We start from the raw sequence: 14,150 nt of genomic DNA, 5'->3' as shown, positions 1-14,150 counted from the left end.
TTTTACTGAATGCCATTCGGTAACGTCTGGGTTACGACCAATGAAGACGATTTCTCCGAGGAGCCACCGTGGGACGGCCGCGCACACCCCTGCTGGACCGCCGGCGCATCGGTGCCGCGGCACTGCGTCTGGCCGACGAGAAGGGCGCCTTCTCCATCCCGGCCCTGGCCAAAGCCCTGGGCGTCGCCCCGTCCGCGCTCTACCACCACGTCGCCGGCCGCGACGACATCATCTCGCTGATGCGCGAGGAACTCGCCCTGACAACCGGAGACGACCAGGACTGGTCACAGCCCTGGGACAAGTCCCTGGAGGGCTGGGCCCGTTCCTACCTCGCCGCCTTCGCCGCCCACCCGGGGGCGGTACCCCTGCTCGCCACCGCCCCGCTGGCCGAGCCGTTCATGCACGCGATGTACGAGAAGGTCGCGGAGCTGCTCCTGGATGCCGGTTTCGCCACGCATGAGGTCATGCCGCTGATCACCGCACTGGAGAGTTTCGTTCTCGGCTCCGCCCTCGACCTGGTGGCGCCGCCCGTGATGGTCTCCGACGTCGCCCGCGACGCGACTCCGCACCTCAGCGCCGTACTTGACCAGACCCCCGCCGACCGCAGCCGCGCCACCCTGGCCTTCGACCTCGGGCTGCGCGCCCTGCTCACCGGATTCCGCGACCTGCTGCGTCACTGACGGCAGTCGTGCACGTCGCCAGGCTCGGCCGGTCAACACAGCACCACGGCCCCCTCGGCCAAAAGGCTGCGGCCTGCCTCGCCACCTGGCGTCCGCATCTGCTCAGGAGGTCGATGGCACGTGGCAGCATCCAACAGCTGCTGCCCAACGGGACCTTCTTCTCGTACGTGGCCGACTGGGCCTTCTCGACCGCGGCCACCGGATCATCCGCATCTGCGAGCGACAGTCTCAGTCCTGGCCGACCGGGCTTACCAGGGCGCCAGCCCGCGGGTTTGGCGCCGATCGCGACCTGGTGAGTGCCGCAGCTTGAGCGGGTGTGGCCCGCTCGGATCGGGGAGTTGCGGCGGCTTCTGCCCCGTGACGGGTCTGGTCGTTCATCGCGTCCAGGAGCGCGGCCTTGACCTCGGGCTTGTCGTGGACGAACCAGGTCGACACGTTCGCCTCCCGTGAAACACGGGCGAAGGTGATGCGCTGTCCGGCTTTGAGCAGGTCACTGATGGCGCTTGGGGCCCGTGTGGTCTTGGCGACGCTGTCTGTCTGTCTGGCGCGGCGCAACCGGGCCACGCGTGCGTCTCGGTACGACTCGGTCCCACTCACCCGCTGTTCGCGCGCCGGCGCAGGAGGAAACCGCCGTCCGCCATTGTGAGACCCCGAACGAAGGTCACTACGAGTGCGGCAGCCGGGCCGCCGCCCTCGCGATGGTCTTCAAACTCATCTAGTTGACTTCTCCCGCGGCTGAAGCAGGGGGATTCTTCCCTCGCGGGTTGAGCTTTCTGCTTCTCAGGCAGCAGCTGCCCCGAATCAACGGCAAGGGACGTTGGTACGTCCAGCAGTCTTACGCCAGCTCCACAGACCTGACATCCCGCCAGCCCGGCGGTAGGCCCAGCCAGCTTGGTTATCGCCGACCGGACGGCATGCAAACCACCACCCGCCTGCGGGTCGTTGGCAGTGAACGCCGATCCTCCCTGGCGGCGAATCGGCTATCCCTGCCCTGCTCCGCAGGAGTCCGTTTCCTCCCCCACCCGAAGGCGGGGGTATCCACGGAGGAATCCCGATGATTGAGTCCAAGGGCTCGTAGCCGTAGGCCGCCAGTGAGCGGTGTCGCATGTCGCTGGCATCGCTCGCCCAGCACGTGCAAGGCGTGCCCGATTCATCCTGGCGGCCCGCGGAGAGCACACGACGCATGCTTCAGCAACGCGGAGGACGTCTCGGTCGGGGCCCCGCTTGGGAATGGTGTTGAGTCTCCAGTGACTGGAGACAGCAGAGTGGGGGACATGGACGTTACGACCCTCTACTCGATCGGGGAGCTTTCCCGGCGGACCGGCTTGTCCGTGAGGACCATCCGGTTCTACTCCGATTCGGGGGTGGTAGCGCCGACCACCCGTAGTCCCGCCGGTTACCGGCTCTACGACCTCGACGCACTGCTTCGTCTGGAACTCCTCCGCACACTGCGCGAGCTGGGCATGGACCTGGCCACGATTCAACGGGTACTGGACCGCGAGCTCTCGGTGGCGGAAGTCGCCGCGGCGCACGCCGACGCCATGGACGTCCAGATCCGGGTGCTGCAGCTGCGTCGGAGCGTTCTGCGAGTCGTGGCCAGACGCGGGGCCAGTCCCGAGGAGACCACACTCATGCACAGGCTCACGCAGTTGTCCGGCGAGGAACGCCGACGTTTGATCGACGATTTCGTGGATGGCACCTTCGGCACAGGGGACGCCGACCCGGCCGCGGTGACCATGGTTCGCGCTGCCACTCCCGACCTCCCCGATGATCCGACCAGCGATCAGATCGCCGCGTGGGTGGAGCTCGCCGAGCTGGTCGGCGACGAGGATTTCCGTACCAGGATGCGCCGGACGGCCGTACGTCAGGCCGCCGGGCGCCCGCTCGGCATCGAATGCGATGCCGGCGAGGAACTGATGGAATTCACCCGTCAGAAGGTGGCCGAGGCCATGGAGTCGGGCATCGACCCGCTCAGCGACAGGGGCGCACCCGTCATCGACGACCTCGTGCACCGCTTCGCCGAGGTGCTCGCGCGCACCCCTGACACGGAATTCCGGGACTGGATGGCCCAGCAGTTCGAAGAGGCGCACGATCCCCGGGTCGACCGATACTGGCGGCTGGTGTGGATCGTCAACGGCTGGCAGATCGTACCGAACCTGATCCCGGTGTACCCCTGGCTCATCCAGGCCCTGCGAAAGGACCGTGACGCATAGTCACCGCAGTGGGCACGCCCTGGATCCCTGAATGAGTCCAGGGGATCGCCTGCGGACATGGGACGAGGGCGTCCAACGTCAATGTGTGACGAACGACCTGGACACCCTCGCAACGGCACTCTCTGCCCGGATTGACGACGAGCTGAAGGCTTCGCCGTGGCTGGCGCCGTGACGGCCTACCGTCGGAATCACGCCCACGCTCAGTGACGCCGAGCCGACAGCCGCGCAGGGCAACTCCCGAGGAGGCATCGAGCGATGAGTTCCGATACGAAGAGAGGTCTCCTTGGGCGGACGTGCTCATGAGGTGCCGGTAGAGGCACCGGTCGGTCCTCGGATCGTGGGCACGTGCGAACTCGACCAAGCTTGATGACTGGTGAGGAGATTCCAGCGTGAGCGACATTGTGGTCCAGAAGATCGTCCGACCTGAGCGCGCAGTATCGGGCCCGTGGCTGGAGGTGATCGCCTCGAATCTCGACTACCACCGAGCGACTTTCTTGTGGAAGTGCGAGGGCCTCTCGGAGGCACAACTGCGGCTACGTCCTGTGCGGTCGTCGGCGTTGACCCTGCTGGGGCTCATGCGCCATCTACAGGGGGTTGAGCGTGCCTGGTTCCAGCGGACGTTGGCCGGCACGACGCCTCGCTTCTTTCCCTATCGGACCTACGTCACCGCTGACAGTGGCGAGTGGTACGACGAGTCGGACGCTACGCCGGCCAGGGATGTCTACGAGGACTACCTCAAGGCGTGCGAGGAGTCGCGGCAGGCATTCGCGAAGGTGACCGTCGACGTCGCGCGTATCGTGCCGAACCCGGAATTCGGTGACACCGATGTGCGGTTCGTCCTTGAGCACGTGATCGAGGAGTACGCCCGCCACGTCGGCCATGTGGATCTCCTCCGTGAGGCCATCGATGGCGTCACTGGCGAGTAGCCTGCCGCTGCGCCCCACGAAGCATGCCGCAGCCCAGCATGCGATGAATCGGTACCGTACTGGCCGGCTACCGCTGAGCAAAATTGCCAACCACCCGTGAGTACAGGCTGGTCATCAGGAGTCTTGCGGACCGAACCTGGCCACACATCGCTGACGGTCACACCGCCGGGGCGAGGGGCCGACCGCCCCAGCGGATGCCTTTCTCGCAGCGGATGCGGGCGCGTTCCTTGCGTTCGGCGGCCAGGACGTCGCGGTGTCGGGCGTTGGCATTGCGCCACCGCAGGTAGGCGTGCAACGCCCGGCTCTGCACGGTGTGTTGGGGTAGTTTGAGTTGGCGCTGGTGGACTGCCCGTGTCGTGCTGCACCTGCCTGATCGACGACACGATCGTGAACCTGGGGAACGTGGGCACACTCACTTCGGCGGCAGCCGTTCGGCGTCGCGCTCTCGCCTTCCAGCCGCTTCGCCTTGCGGATGACGTAGTCGCCGCGCAGGAACTTGAACGCGCCGAACAGCAGCATGCCCCAGGATGTAGAGGCCGGTCACGGGGCGAGCACCAGCTTTCGCAGGGATTCGGTGTCGGGCTGGTCCGCGACGGCCGCGTCCAGGGCCAGGCCGAGCTGGTCCTCGAAGCCGTCTGCGGGATAGCGCAGGGTGGCTGAGTCGGACCAGGACAGCTGCCAGCGTGCGGCGCCGCGGGCCGTCAGTTCCCTGGTGACCAGCTGGTTCAGGGCCCGCCGCAGCGCCAGGCGGGAGAACTCGCGGGCAGTGCTGCCGGTTGCGGCCGCCGCCTGCTCGGACTTCGGGAACCGGTCGGCGATCCGCCAGCGCACGGCCGGGTCGGCGTCGATCGCGTCGAGCAGAGCCTGGAGGTCGGGGCCCGCGCCCTCGGCGGAGAGGGCCTCCCGGATGTCCGCCGTGCCTTGGGTGACGTACAAGGTCATCGACTCGTGGACCAGGTCCTCCCAGTCCACCCGCTTGAGTGCGAGCGCCTCCGGGGTGAGGACGGCCTGCTCCAGCGCGGCCAGCACCGCGTCCGGGTCGGCCAGCAGCTCCAGAGCGGGCCGCGCTGCCTGTCGGCCGCGGCCGTCGTCGGGCATGGCCTCGATCCGGGCCACCCGCTCGGCGAGCGAGGGGTGGGAGTCGTACGGGGAGGCGGGCTCGGTCGACAGCTCCCGGCGCAGCTCCTCCAGCTCGGCCGAGCGGGCGTCGAGGAGCCGGCGCAGGCCGCCGAAGACCTCGCCGGGCCGGGGCAGCAGACCGGCGCCGACGCCGAGGGTGGCGTACGAGCTCATGTAGAACGCGTGCGCCGAGCCGAGGGCATTGAGCTCGCGCAGCGCGGACGCGGCGGAGTCGCGTCCGGCGACCCGGGCCGAGGCCAGGTCGGCGGCGAGCTCCTGGCGGCGGGAGGTGGTGAGTGTGGCGCGCATGTAGAAGTTGCCGTACGCCGTGTAGATCCTGGCCATGCCGCGGTACGTCGCCCCCAGGCCCGGGGTGTCGACCATCAGGGTCTTCTTGCCCTTGGCCGCCCGCTTGGCGGCCTTCTTCTCCTGCCTCTCGCGCTCCTTGGCCTGCTTGGTGTCGGAGCGCTCGTGGAAGTGGGCGACGGTGTGTATCAGTTGGGCGCGACCACGGGCGATCAGCGGGGTGAGGAGGGTGTCGAAGTTGGCGTAGTGGCCCATCTCGTGTGCCAGTACGGCGCGCAGCTGCATCTCGTCCAGGCCCATCATCAGCGGCAGGCCGAGGTAGAGGCGACGGGCACCGGGCCGCAGGCCCAGCAGCGAGGAGTCCTCGCTGACGGCCGCGTTCACGTGCTCGATCAGCACGATCTCGTCGGGCGCTCGCGTGCCGACCTGGCGTGCGACATCGCGCATGGCCTCCCACAGCGCGGGCTCCTGGGCCTCGCTGACGGTGACGGTGATGCCGGCCGGAGGCTCGACCTTGGGGGTGCGCAGCATGAACAGGCCGCGCACGACCGGGATCGCGAGGACGACGGAGAAGACGACGATGCTGTCGGCGGTGTCCTCCGGCATGCTCCTGATGGCGGCGTAGTCGATGCCGGCCAGCGCTGCCAGCAGGACGACGCCCAGCAGGTAGAAGCCCGCGAGCAGGACAAGGGCGCGCAGAGCGCGCAGCGAAGCGCCCATATGGACAGATCCCCCCCCGGGATGAAGTGCGGTGCGGATCGCATCATGCGGCCCCAGGGGCGCTTACGGCAACTTGATCGGCGGGCCGTTCCCCCTGGTGGCGCCCTGTGCGGCGGGGACGCCCCGGCAGGCCGGGCGAACCTACCGCCTGGGCGCGACCGGCCGGTTGGGGCGGTGCCCCGCCGGAGTGCCTCCTCGGCCGTCGTCCTCCAGGGCCCGACCCCGGTGGCCGCCCGGATGCTCGGCTATAACGACGACACGACAGCCCGCCTCGCCGAAGAGGCCGGAGGAACCTGGCGCCACGATGCCCCCGGCGACCACTCACAATGACCACGAGCCCTCAGCAACTGAGGAATACGCGACTCCCGATTACGCGAGGTCGCCAGTCACACCCCGACGCCACAGGGGAGGGGCCGCCCGATAGCCAGCCAGGTCCAGGGGCGGGTCGGACTGTCCCGGGCGGGCGGAGCCCAGCGCGGAGGGCCGCCGAAGGCGCCCTTGAACGCCCCAACTCGTCGCCCTCGTCGCGCCGGAGCCCGCTTCGAACGGGGGCAACTCGTCGAACGCCCCAAGGATCAGGCAGCCTGATCTTCAGCGGGTTGGAGCCCCGTCTCGCTGATCGCGGAAGTCCACGGATACGGGCCACCGTCACGCTGCCGTCATGCCGAGTCAGACGCCTGACCGACGCCCGTCGGGACACCGACGAGGGATTGCAAGGTGCGGATCAGGTGCGCGGCGTCGGTGCTGGAGAGCGGGGCGAGGAATCGACGTTCCATCTCCTGGCGGGCCGATTCGGCATCACGCAGGCCCTCTTGTCCGGCCGACGTCAGCTGCACGACGTTTTTGCGTCGGTCCTTGGGGCTGCGCCGCCGCTCGACGAGTTCCTTGCCCTCCAATGCGTCGATGAGGCCCACCATGGTGGTGCGGTCGATGCCCAGCTTGCCCGCCGCTTCCAGTTGAGACAGCTCGTCATGTGCGTCGAGGACGGCGAGAACCGCCAGTTCGCGGCCGTCGATGCCGTACGGCGCCAAGGCCCGCGCGGACTCCTCGGTCAGACGCAGGTACGTGTGCTTGAGCAGATAGCCGAGACGGGAGGAGAGGACCTCGGGCGGTGCGTCGCGAGTCATGGCCGAAGCGTATCCGTAGGGCTGATAGTCAGCGATACTGACGATCCGCTACGGTGATGATGGCATCGCCGTCAACGGCGACGTGTCGACTCGAAGGACGCGTGGCAACCCATGTCCGACCAGAACCTCCCTTCCGTAACGTTCGGGATCAAGACCACCCCGATGCGGGTCCCCTACAAGGACATCCTCCGTGTGTGGCAGGAGGCCGACGAGCTGCCCGAAATCAAGGACGCCTGGCTGTGGGACCACCTCATGCCGATCGCCGGCCCGAAGGACGGGCAGATCCTCGAAGGGTGGACGCTGCTGAGCGCCCTGGCCGCCAGAACTCAGCGGCTGCGTCTGGGCCTGCTCGTGACGAGCAATCGGATCCGGCCGCCCGCCGTCCTCGGCAAAATGGCCACAACAGTCGACGTGATCTCCGGGGGCCGCTTGATCATGGGCCTCGGCGTGGGCGGTACCGTGCAGCCACCCAACGCGGGTGGCATCCCCGGCGACAACCCGGCCCTCGCGGAGTACGCGGCCTACGGCCTCACACTCGTGCCGCCCGCCGAAGGCATCGCCCGCCTGGAGGAGACCATCAGCATCCTCCGTGGCATGTGGACGCGGGATGTCTTCGACTTCCACGGGCGCTACTACACGCTGACCGGCAACTACAACGAGCCGAAACCTGTTCAGCAGTCAGGGCCGCCCCTGTTGATCGGCGGCTGGGGAAACAGGACGCTCCGCCTGGTCGCCGAGCAGGCCGACATCTGGAACATCCCTGGACCGCCGCACAACACGCTGGACTACATCAACGAGCGCAGTGCCGTCCTCGATGACCACTGCGCCGCCATCGGCCGTGATCCGCGGACAATCACCCGCTCCGTGCAGTACATCGTCTCCTACGACGACCCGGCCACCGACCGCAAGGCAATCACGGAGCTCATCGCCGCAGGCGTGACGCACATCGTGCTGAGCCTACGGAGCCCCTACCCCTCACGAGCCGCCCGGTGGCTCGCCACCGAGATCATCACACCCGTACGCAGCGCAACGGGAAGATTCTTATGACAGGGCCGCCCGCCACCAAAGGTGCTCCTCCCGGCCTGTCCGCCCGAGCTGACTCACCTCAACTGATCCACAGGTCTTGACTATTCCTGTGGTTGTGGCGAAGGGCGGCGGTACTGCTGCAACCGCCGCTTCCCACGACCAGAAGCTGCGCCTGCAGGCCGGACCGACGAGAAACACAATCGGCGGACGGTCGGCTGTCGGCTGTCGGCTACGCCAGCGCGATGTCCGCCTGCGGGGCGTTCAACCGGCCACTGCCGCTGTCTTGTGCCGAGGCTCGGCCGCAGCGGACTCCGCAGTGGCTGCAGCGGTGTAGAAGACGGATGAGCCCTGCTTGGCGCGATGCGCACGGCTTTTGGCGACCAGATTTTCGAGGGTGGTGCGCACGACGGTCGCCTTGATGTTGCGGTCGGGGTGGGCCTGCGCGAGCGCTGTAGTGATTTCGGCGGCGGAACGCGGCTCGCTGTGCTGCTCAAGATGGCCGTGGATCAGATCGACAAGGCTCGGCTTGGCGGCTGTGACGGTGGCCTTGGCGGCTGAGGAGGCCTTGGCTGCGGTCTTCTTGGGCGCCGCCTTCTTCGGCTTGTTCTGCCGGGGCGTGGGTGATGCCTGGCGCGGCATGGTCTGGGCGCCTGCGGAGTTGGCCCCGGTGGTGGGGAGTGCGCTGCCGAGGGCCTGCTGCATGTTCACCAGTACGGAGTGGTCACCCTGCAGGGCGCGCATCTGCTCCTGCAGTGCTTCGATGTCCGCGGCGATACGTTCCTGCTCCTTGGCGTTGCGCTCAAGGTCGCCGGTCACCTGCGCGGTGTACTGCGACATCAGTTCTGTGGCCGGGGCTTGCACGTCAGACATGACAGGGGGCCTTTCTTCATTCGCGGCCACGGCGGTGAGAGACGATGAGCCGAGGCCGCGCATAGATGGGGGAGCGGGTTCCGCTAGTGATGACGGGGATGCCCGCGGGAAGCAACTGCGCGGCTCGCAGCCGCGTAGTGATAGTACGCACGAACGGAACCCAACGTTCCAGCCGGGCGAAATGCCGCACATGCTCGTCCAAGAACAGCGGCCGGCGGTTGCGGGGCATCGTCAGCGCCGGCGTGGTCTGCACGGCACCACGCCTTGACCCGTGGTCACAAACGATCACGATGCAGATGGCCGCACCTCTGCCCTCAGGCACCCCACCCACCAAGCTGACCAGCTACGGCTTTCTACGCCTCACGAACTACAGCTGCCGTGTCCTTGCGCCAGGCCAACTGCCTGGCCGATGCGGGAATTCGGAAAGGCTCACGGCCTCAGCTGTGGCGGCAGAAAGGAGTAATTGTGTGCCGGGCTGCGCAGAACATTAAGCATGGCCAGTTCAGTGCTTCTCTCCTTCATGGGATTGATCGGAACCTTGATCGGTAGTGGCCTGACGGGGTTCCTCGCCCTTCGGTCGGAACGCACGAAGCATCAAGCCCTGGAGCAACAGGAGGAGCGTCAGTCTCGTAGGCAGGAGAGGCTGCAGGCATTGGATCTTCGCCTGGAGCATCACCGGTGGAGACGAGACCACAGGAAGATGATCTATCAGGAGTTCGCCGAGAAATCTCAGATGGCCCGGATAGCGGCCCTTGACCATCACCGGTCATGCCTGCCGGATGCTTCCGAATCAGAGCACGTGGGAGAGATTCGTTTGCGGGGTCGGAACGCATACAGGAATGCGTTGATGACTTCCTACGCGGTCGAGTTGCAAGGGCCTGAAGAGGTGGCTGCTCGGGCGAACGAATGTATCTCGAGTCTCCGGGACCTGCTGAACTGTGCGGAGGAGCATGAGTCGAGGTCCACGTCAGGGGTGCTGACCCCGGAAGACGTCGCGGAAATGGATGAGCAGATATCAGTGCGCTTCAACGAGGCGCAGAGGAAGCTTCAGCTCTTCATCCGTGCTGGGTGCGCGGCTTTGGATCGGCCCATGCCGCCCAATTGACCCGTGGCCGAAGCCTTGTATGTGCGATTCAGGTCCCATGCCGGTACATGTGACGGGTGCCGCACCGGGGGCGTGCCGACGTATGCGGAGGCTGTTGGTCAGCTCGGCTGCGGAGACCGATCCGGGGGCGGGGGCGACGCTTCGCACATGGCCAGCGCGGTTCGCGCCAGCCCGCGCAGCCAGGCGTGGGCGTGGTCGGTGTCGTAGCGCTGATGCCACGACAGGTATATCGGTGCCGACGGCAGTTCGAGCGGGAGGGGGAGCACGACCAGGCCGAGGTCGGCGACCGCTGACCGCGTGGTGGCTTCGGGGACGCTGATCAGGAGATCGGAGCCGCGCACGAACTCCAGCGCGGCCGCTTCCGTGGGCGCGGTCGCCACGACGTGGCGGGTGAGGCCGAGCTGCGCGAGGGCGTCGTCGAGGGCATTGCTGAGGTTGCCGCGCCGCGAGACGGTGACGTGCTCGGCGGCGGCGTACTGCTTTGCGGTGACGGTCCTGACACGGGTGAGGGGGTGCCCCTGCCTCACGACGATGACGAGGCGGGCCTCGCCCACGTTCTCGGCACGGATCTCCGGTGCGCTCGGGCGGTTGGCGTTGGCCTCCAGGTCGACCTCGCCGCGCCGCAACTCGGGGGTGTCGATGCTCGATTCCGCGACGAAGCGCAATCGCACGCCCGGTGCCTGTCCGCGCACGGCCGCGAGCAGTGCGGGGCCGCTCAATGCGACCAGGGAATCGTGCCAGCGGAGTGTGAATGTGCGCTCCAACGTTGCCAGATCGAGTTCACGGCTGGGTGCCAGCACCCCCTGGACCTGGTGCAGCAGCTCGTGCACCTGTTCCCGGACGGCGATGGCATACGGGGTGGGGGTCATCGTGCGTCCGGTGCGCACCAGGATCTGGTCCCCGGTCGTGCGCCGGATTCGGCCCAGACTCCGGCTCATTGCGGGGGCGGTGACGTGCAGGCGTGCGGCCGCCCCAGCCACACTTCCCTCCTCCAGCAGTGCGTCGAGCGCGGCGAGCAGGTTCAAATCCAATTGCATGTGAGTAATCCTAGCCGTGCTTTACATGCATTTGAAGTTAATCAAAGGGCTCTATACCTTCGAAACAAGAGCGCAAGACGGAACGCAGAGCTCGGCCCGACCGGCCTCATCACCCCTCCTCGACACGGGAGTTCCACCATGTCCGAAATGCTTCAGACCACTGACGCCGCCGCCTCCGACGCCGACCTGCTCGGCCAGACCGCGATCGCCGTGCGCGCGGCCGGTTCGGCGCTGCGCGAGCGCTTCGGCGAGGTGGTCGGCTACCAGACCCGTGAAGAGCTGATGCGCGCACTCGCCGCCAACGACAACACGGCCCTCGACATCCTGCGCCCCCGCCTCACGCACCTGCGCCCGGACGCCGGCTGGGTGGAGGACGAGCTGGACGGCGGGGCGCTGCCGCCCGGCGAATGGTGGGTCGTGGATCCGGCCGAAGGCAACGTCAACCACCTGCACGCCCTGCCGGAGTGGGCGGTGACCGCCACCCTCGTGCGCGAGAACCAGCCGGTACTCACCGTGGTCCACCTGCCGTTGACCGGCGAGACCTACACCGCGCTTGCCGGTGCGGGTGCCTACCTCGACGGCCGGCCGCTGCGCGTCTCCCAGGCCGCGGACCTCGGCCTGAGCATCGTGGCCACCAGCCAGGCCCGGCCGGACGAGGACGAGAAAGTCGTGCGGCGCGTCGGCTCCTCGATCACCGCGATGCTCTTCGACGCGCTCGTCGTCCGCACCGCCGTGCCCGCGACCCTGCACCTGGTGAACGTGGCCGCCGGCCGGATCGACGCCTTCTGGCAGTTCGCCGGCGCCCGCGCGGACCTGTTGCCCGGGGCGCTGCTCGTCACCGAGGCCGGCGGACAGATCTCCGACGCCGAGGGCCGCCCCTGGACCCCGCAGAGCGAGAGCTTCCTGGCCGCCGCGCACGGCGTCCACGCCGAAGCCGTCGCCACGCTCTCACGCTGACCGCGCACCACAACCTGCACGCATGGAAGGACCAGATCACCATGACCACGATCGCAGTTCTCGGAAACGGCCGAGTCGGCGGCAACCTGGCCACAGCCCTCACCCGGGCAGGGCATGAGGTGACCGTGGCGGACCGCGCGCCGGGCGCCGCCGCCGACGCAGCCCGGACCGCCCAGATCGTCATCAACGCCACCCCGGGCGCCGGCTCGCTGGACGGGCTCGTCGCCCTGCGCGAGGAACTGCGCGACAAGATCCTCGTCGACGTCTCCAACGCCACCGTCGACGGACCGGACGGGCTGCCCGCCGACCTGATCTACCCCGGCTCGAGCCTCGCCGAGCAACTCCAGGAAGCGCTCCCCGAAACGCGCGTCGTCAAGACACTCAACACCATGCTCTTCCCGGTGATGACTGCGCCGGCCATGCTCACCCGGGCGCCCGACGCCTTCCTCTCCGGCGACGACCCGCAGGCCAAGCAGACTGTCCGCGAACTGCTTGCCAGCCTCGGCTGGCGCAAGGAGTGGATCACTGATCTCGGCGGGATCCAGACCGCCCGCGCCACGGAGGCCGCAATACTGTTCGTGCCGCACGTGATTCGGTCCAGCGGGTTCGCGCCCTTCGCGATCTCGATCGCCCGCTGATCCGCACACAGTGGACCGCCCCCGGCGGGCCCACCGCGAGGCCTTCGGCATACCCGTCAGAACAATCAGCTCATCGCGAACCTCCCCCTCCGCTCGGCGCCACGACGACCCCGCCGGTTACCCCGGGAGAGGGAATCCGGCGGCACGCATGTGACGGACAAGGGTCCCCCGAGTACATCGCCCCGTGATGGTGAAATGGCCCCGAGGTGTGCTGTGAGCAGCAGTTTCATGCCGCTCCCAGCCCCGCGGCGGGAAACGTTGCACGGCTTTGACGCGCCAGCCGCTGTCAGACCCCCTCCCTAGGTTCAGCTGCGGCTGCCCCATCCCGGCGGCAGGCACCTCTCATCCCGGAGACGAAGATGACACCCCGTCAGCCCGCGACCGTTCCCACCGACGACCTGCCGACCGTGATTCGGCAATGGGCCGAAGACCGCTCCGTGTATCTGCTGCCCGCTCTGGCAACGGCTGACGAACAGCACACAGTGCACCTGGAACCCGAGGACATGACGATCGACGCATACTGCGGCCTGGCCGACGCGTTGGGCGTCAAGGTGGTCTACCAGAACATCGAGCGCTTCGAGGCCGACTCCTTCGCCCAGGTCGTGCTCACTGCGACGGACAGCGACGAAGAGGAGCAGACCCCCGACATGCTGCTCGACGAAGCCTCCCTGAGGCAATACAAGAGCCTGCGTGCACAGGCGCGCCCTCACGACGGCCGCACCCTTGGCGTCGAACTGTGCTTCGTCCACCACGGTGTCGCCCACCTCTGGGAGATGACAGCACCCTGGTACGAGGACCTGGACGCCGGGTTGCAGGACCTGCTGGCGCTGAAGGAACACGCCGAGGAGGAACGCCTCAACCAGACCGAAGACCCTGCTGTCGAGGAGGCGCGGCAGACGGCCATGACCCAACAGCTCAGGCAGCTGCCCGAATTCCGCTCGGCCAGGACCGCCGCCGACCGATGTGAGATCGCCGAACGCCTCTTCCCCGAACCGGACGACGAGGACGACTACCACCACAGCCGGCGAGTGCGTCGCGTCCTTGCCGACGCCCACGCCGCAGTGCAGCGCGACACCAAGACCGTCTACGAGGACTACGAGAACGGACTCGATCAGCTCGCAGAGGAGCTGATCAGCAGCGGCCTGCTCGACCTCACGCACGGAGCCGCGCCCCGGCGGATCAAGACAGCCGACTTTCTGACGGCGCGCTCCGGCGGCTACCCGCCTCCGGTGCGCACTGTGACGCTGCTGATGGACCGGCTGAAGAACAGCAAACTCCCGACCCAGGGCATCCTGCCTTTGTAACCCCCGGCCCGGACCCGCGGCGGTGACGGTGAGCACGAGAACCGTGCCGACCGGCCACAGCCGCAGGCCGCTCCGCCCGGTCCGGCGCCTGGGCAGATGTGCGGGAGGGGGGGCCCGGGATC

The 14,150-nt window shown here is 67.8% G+C and carries 13 protein-coding genes and 1 pseudogene; 8 read left to right on the top strand and 6 right to left on the bottom strand.

What is annotated here, in order from left to right; genetic code table 11:
- Window positions 1-68: 68 nt before the first annotated feature.
- A complete protein-coding gene (locus ACN6LB_RS37810) occupies window positions 69-680 on the top strand; it encodes a TetR/AcrR family transcriptional regulator (protein ID WP_445029804.1) in 612 nt (203 codons plus the stop codon).
- A 228-nt stretch (window positions 681-908) separates the two neighbouring features.
- Here the strand turns inward: ACN6LB_RS37810 and ACN6LB_RS37805 are convergent, their stop codons facing one another.
- Window positions 909-1,244 (bottom strand): DUF6262 family protein, encoded by a 336-nt coding sequence (locus ACN6LB_RS37805; RefSeq protein WP_445029803.1) that lies wholly within the window; start codon window positions 1,242-1,244, stop codon window positions 909-911.
- 710 nt (window positions 1,245-1,954) lie between these two features.
- On the opposite strand from ACN6LB_RS37805, the gene ACN6LB_RS37800 reads away from it, so the two are divergent.
- Together ACN6LB_RS37800 and ACN6LB_RS37795 are read left to right on the top strand one after the other, a co-directional pair.
- Window positions 1,955-2,893: a MerR family transcriptional regulator gene (locus tag ACN6LB_RS37800; protein ID WP_445029802.1), complete on the top strand. Its 939-nt coding sequence runs from the start codon at window positions 1,955-1,957 to the stop codon at window positions 2,891-2,893.
- 389 nt (window positions 2,894-3,282) lie between these two features.
- Window positions 3,283-3,819, top strand: a complete 537-nt coding sequence (locus tag ACN6LB_RS37795) for a DinB family protein (RefSeq protein ID WP_445029800.1) — start codon at window positions 3,283-3,285, stop codon at window positions 3,817-3,819.
- Between the two features lie 157 nt (window positions 3,820-3,976).
- Here ACN6LB_RS37795 and ACN6LB_RS37790 read toward each other — a convergent pair.
- The 3 genes and pseudogenes from ACN6LB_RS37790 to ACN6LB_RS37780 all read right to left on the bottom strand — a co-directional run.
- A pseudogene (locus tag ACN6LB_RS37790) lies at window positions 3,977-4,167 on the bottom strand (IS630 family transposase); the annotation flags it as partial.
- Window positions 4,168-4,359: 192 nt separating this feature from the next.
- Window positions 4,360-5,964: a M48 family metallopeptidase gene (locus ACN6LB_RS37785; RefSeq protein ID WP_445029799.1), complete on the bottom strand. Its 1,605-nt coding sequence runs from the start codon at window positions 5,962-5,964 to the stop codon at window positions 4,360-4,362.
- 659 nt (window positions 5,965-6,623) lie between these two features.
- Window positions 6,624-7,091 (bottom strand): MarR family winged helix-turn-helix transcriptional regulator, encoded by a 468-nt coding sequence (locus tag ACN6LB_RS37780; protein ID WP_445029798.1) that lies wholly within the window; start codon window positions 7,089-7,091, stop codon window positions 6,624-6,626.
- Between the two features lie 111 nt (window positions 7,092-7,202).
- Here ACN6LB_RS37780 and ACN6LB_RS37775 point away from each other — a divergent pair, with 111 nt between their 5' ends.
- Window positions 7,203-8,138 carry an LLM class flavin-dependent oxidoreductase gene (locus tag ACN6LB_RS37775; RefSeq protein WP_445029797.1) on the top strand — a complete coding sequence of 312 codons (936 nt, stop codon included), beginning with the start codon at window positions 7,203-7,205 and terminating at the stop codon, window positions 8,136-8,138.
- Between the two features lie 240 nt (window positions 8,139-8,378).
- On the opposite strand, the gene ACN6LB_RS37770 is transcribed toward ACN6LB_RS37775, so the two are convergent.
- Window positions 8,379-8,987: a hypothetical protein gene (locus tag ACN6LB_RS37770; RefSeq protein ID WP_445029796.1), complete on the bottom strand. Its 609-nt coding sequence runs from the start codon at window positions 8,985-8,987 to the stop codon at window positions 8,379-8,381.
- Between the two features lie 493 nt (window positions 8,988-9,480).
- Between ACN6LB_RS37770 and ACN6LB_RS37765 the strand changes: the two genes are divergently transcribed.
- Entirely contained in the window at window positions 9,481-10,092 is a 612-nt protein-coding gene (locus ACN6LB_RS37765; RefSeq protein WP_445029795.1) for a hypothetical protein, read from the top strand.
- 98 nt (window positions 10,093-10,190) lie between these two features.
- Here the strand turns inward: ACN6LB_RS37765 and ACN6LB_RS37760 are convergent, their stop codons facing one another.
- Complete coding sequence (locus ACN6LB_RS37760; protein ID WP_445029794.1) at window positions 10,191-11,129, bottom strand: LysR family transcriptional regulator; 939 nt, start codon at window positions 11,127-11,129, stop codon at window positions 10,191-10,193.
- Window positions 11,130-11,267: 138 nt separating this feature from the next.
- Between ACN6LB_RS37760 and ACN6LB_RS37755 the strand changes: the two genes are divergently transcribed.
- The 3 genes from ACN6LB_RS37755 to ACN6LB_RS37745 all read left to right on the top strand — a co-directional run bounded on the left by ACN6LB_RS37755 (window position 11,268) and on the right by ACN6LB_RS37745 (window position 14,028).
- Entirely contained in the window at window positions 11,268-12,086 is an 819-nt protein-coding gene (locus tag ACN6LB_RS37755) for an inositol monophosphatase family protein (RefSeq protein WP_445029793.1), read from the top strand.
- A gap of 41 nt (window positions 12,087-12,127) precedes the next feature.
- Window positions 12,128-12,724, top strand: a complete 597-nt coding sequence (locus ACN6LB_RS37750) for an NADPH-dependent F420 reductase (protein ID WP_445029792.1) — start codon at window positions 12,128-12,130, stop codon at window positions 12,722-12,724.
- 359 nt (window positions 12,725-13,083) lie between these two features.
- On the top strand, window positions 13,084-14,028 hold the full coding sequence (locus ACN6LB_RS37745) for a hypothetical protein (protein ID WP_445029791.1): 945 nt from the start codon (window positions 13,084-13,086) through the stop codon (window positions 14,026-14,028).
- The last annotated feature ends 122 nt before the right edge of the window (window positions 14,029-14,150 follow it).

The sequence above is a fragment of the Streptomyces sp. SAS_270 genome, from assembly GCF_052543295.1.
The sequence above is the reverse complement of the archived record's forward strand: the minus strand, read 5'-3'. Positions and strand labels throughout refer to the sequence as shown.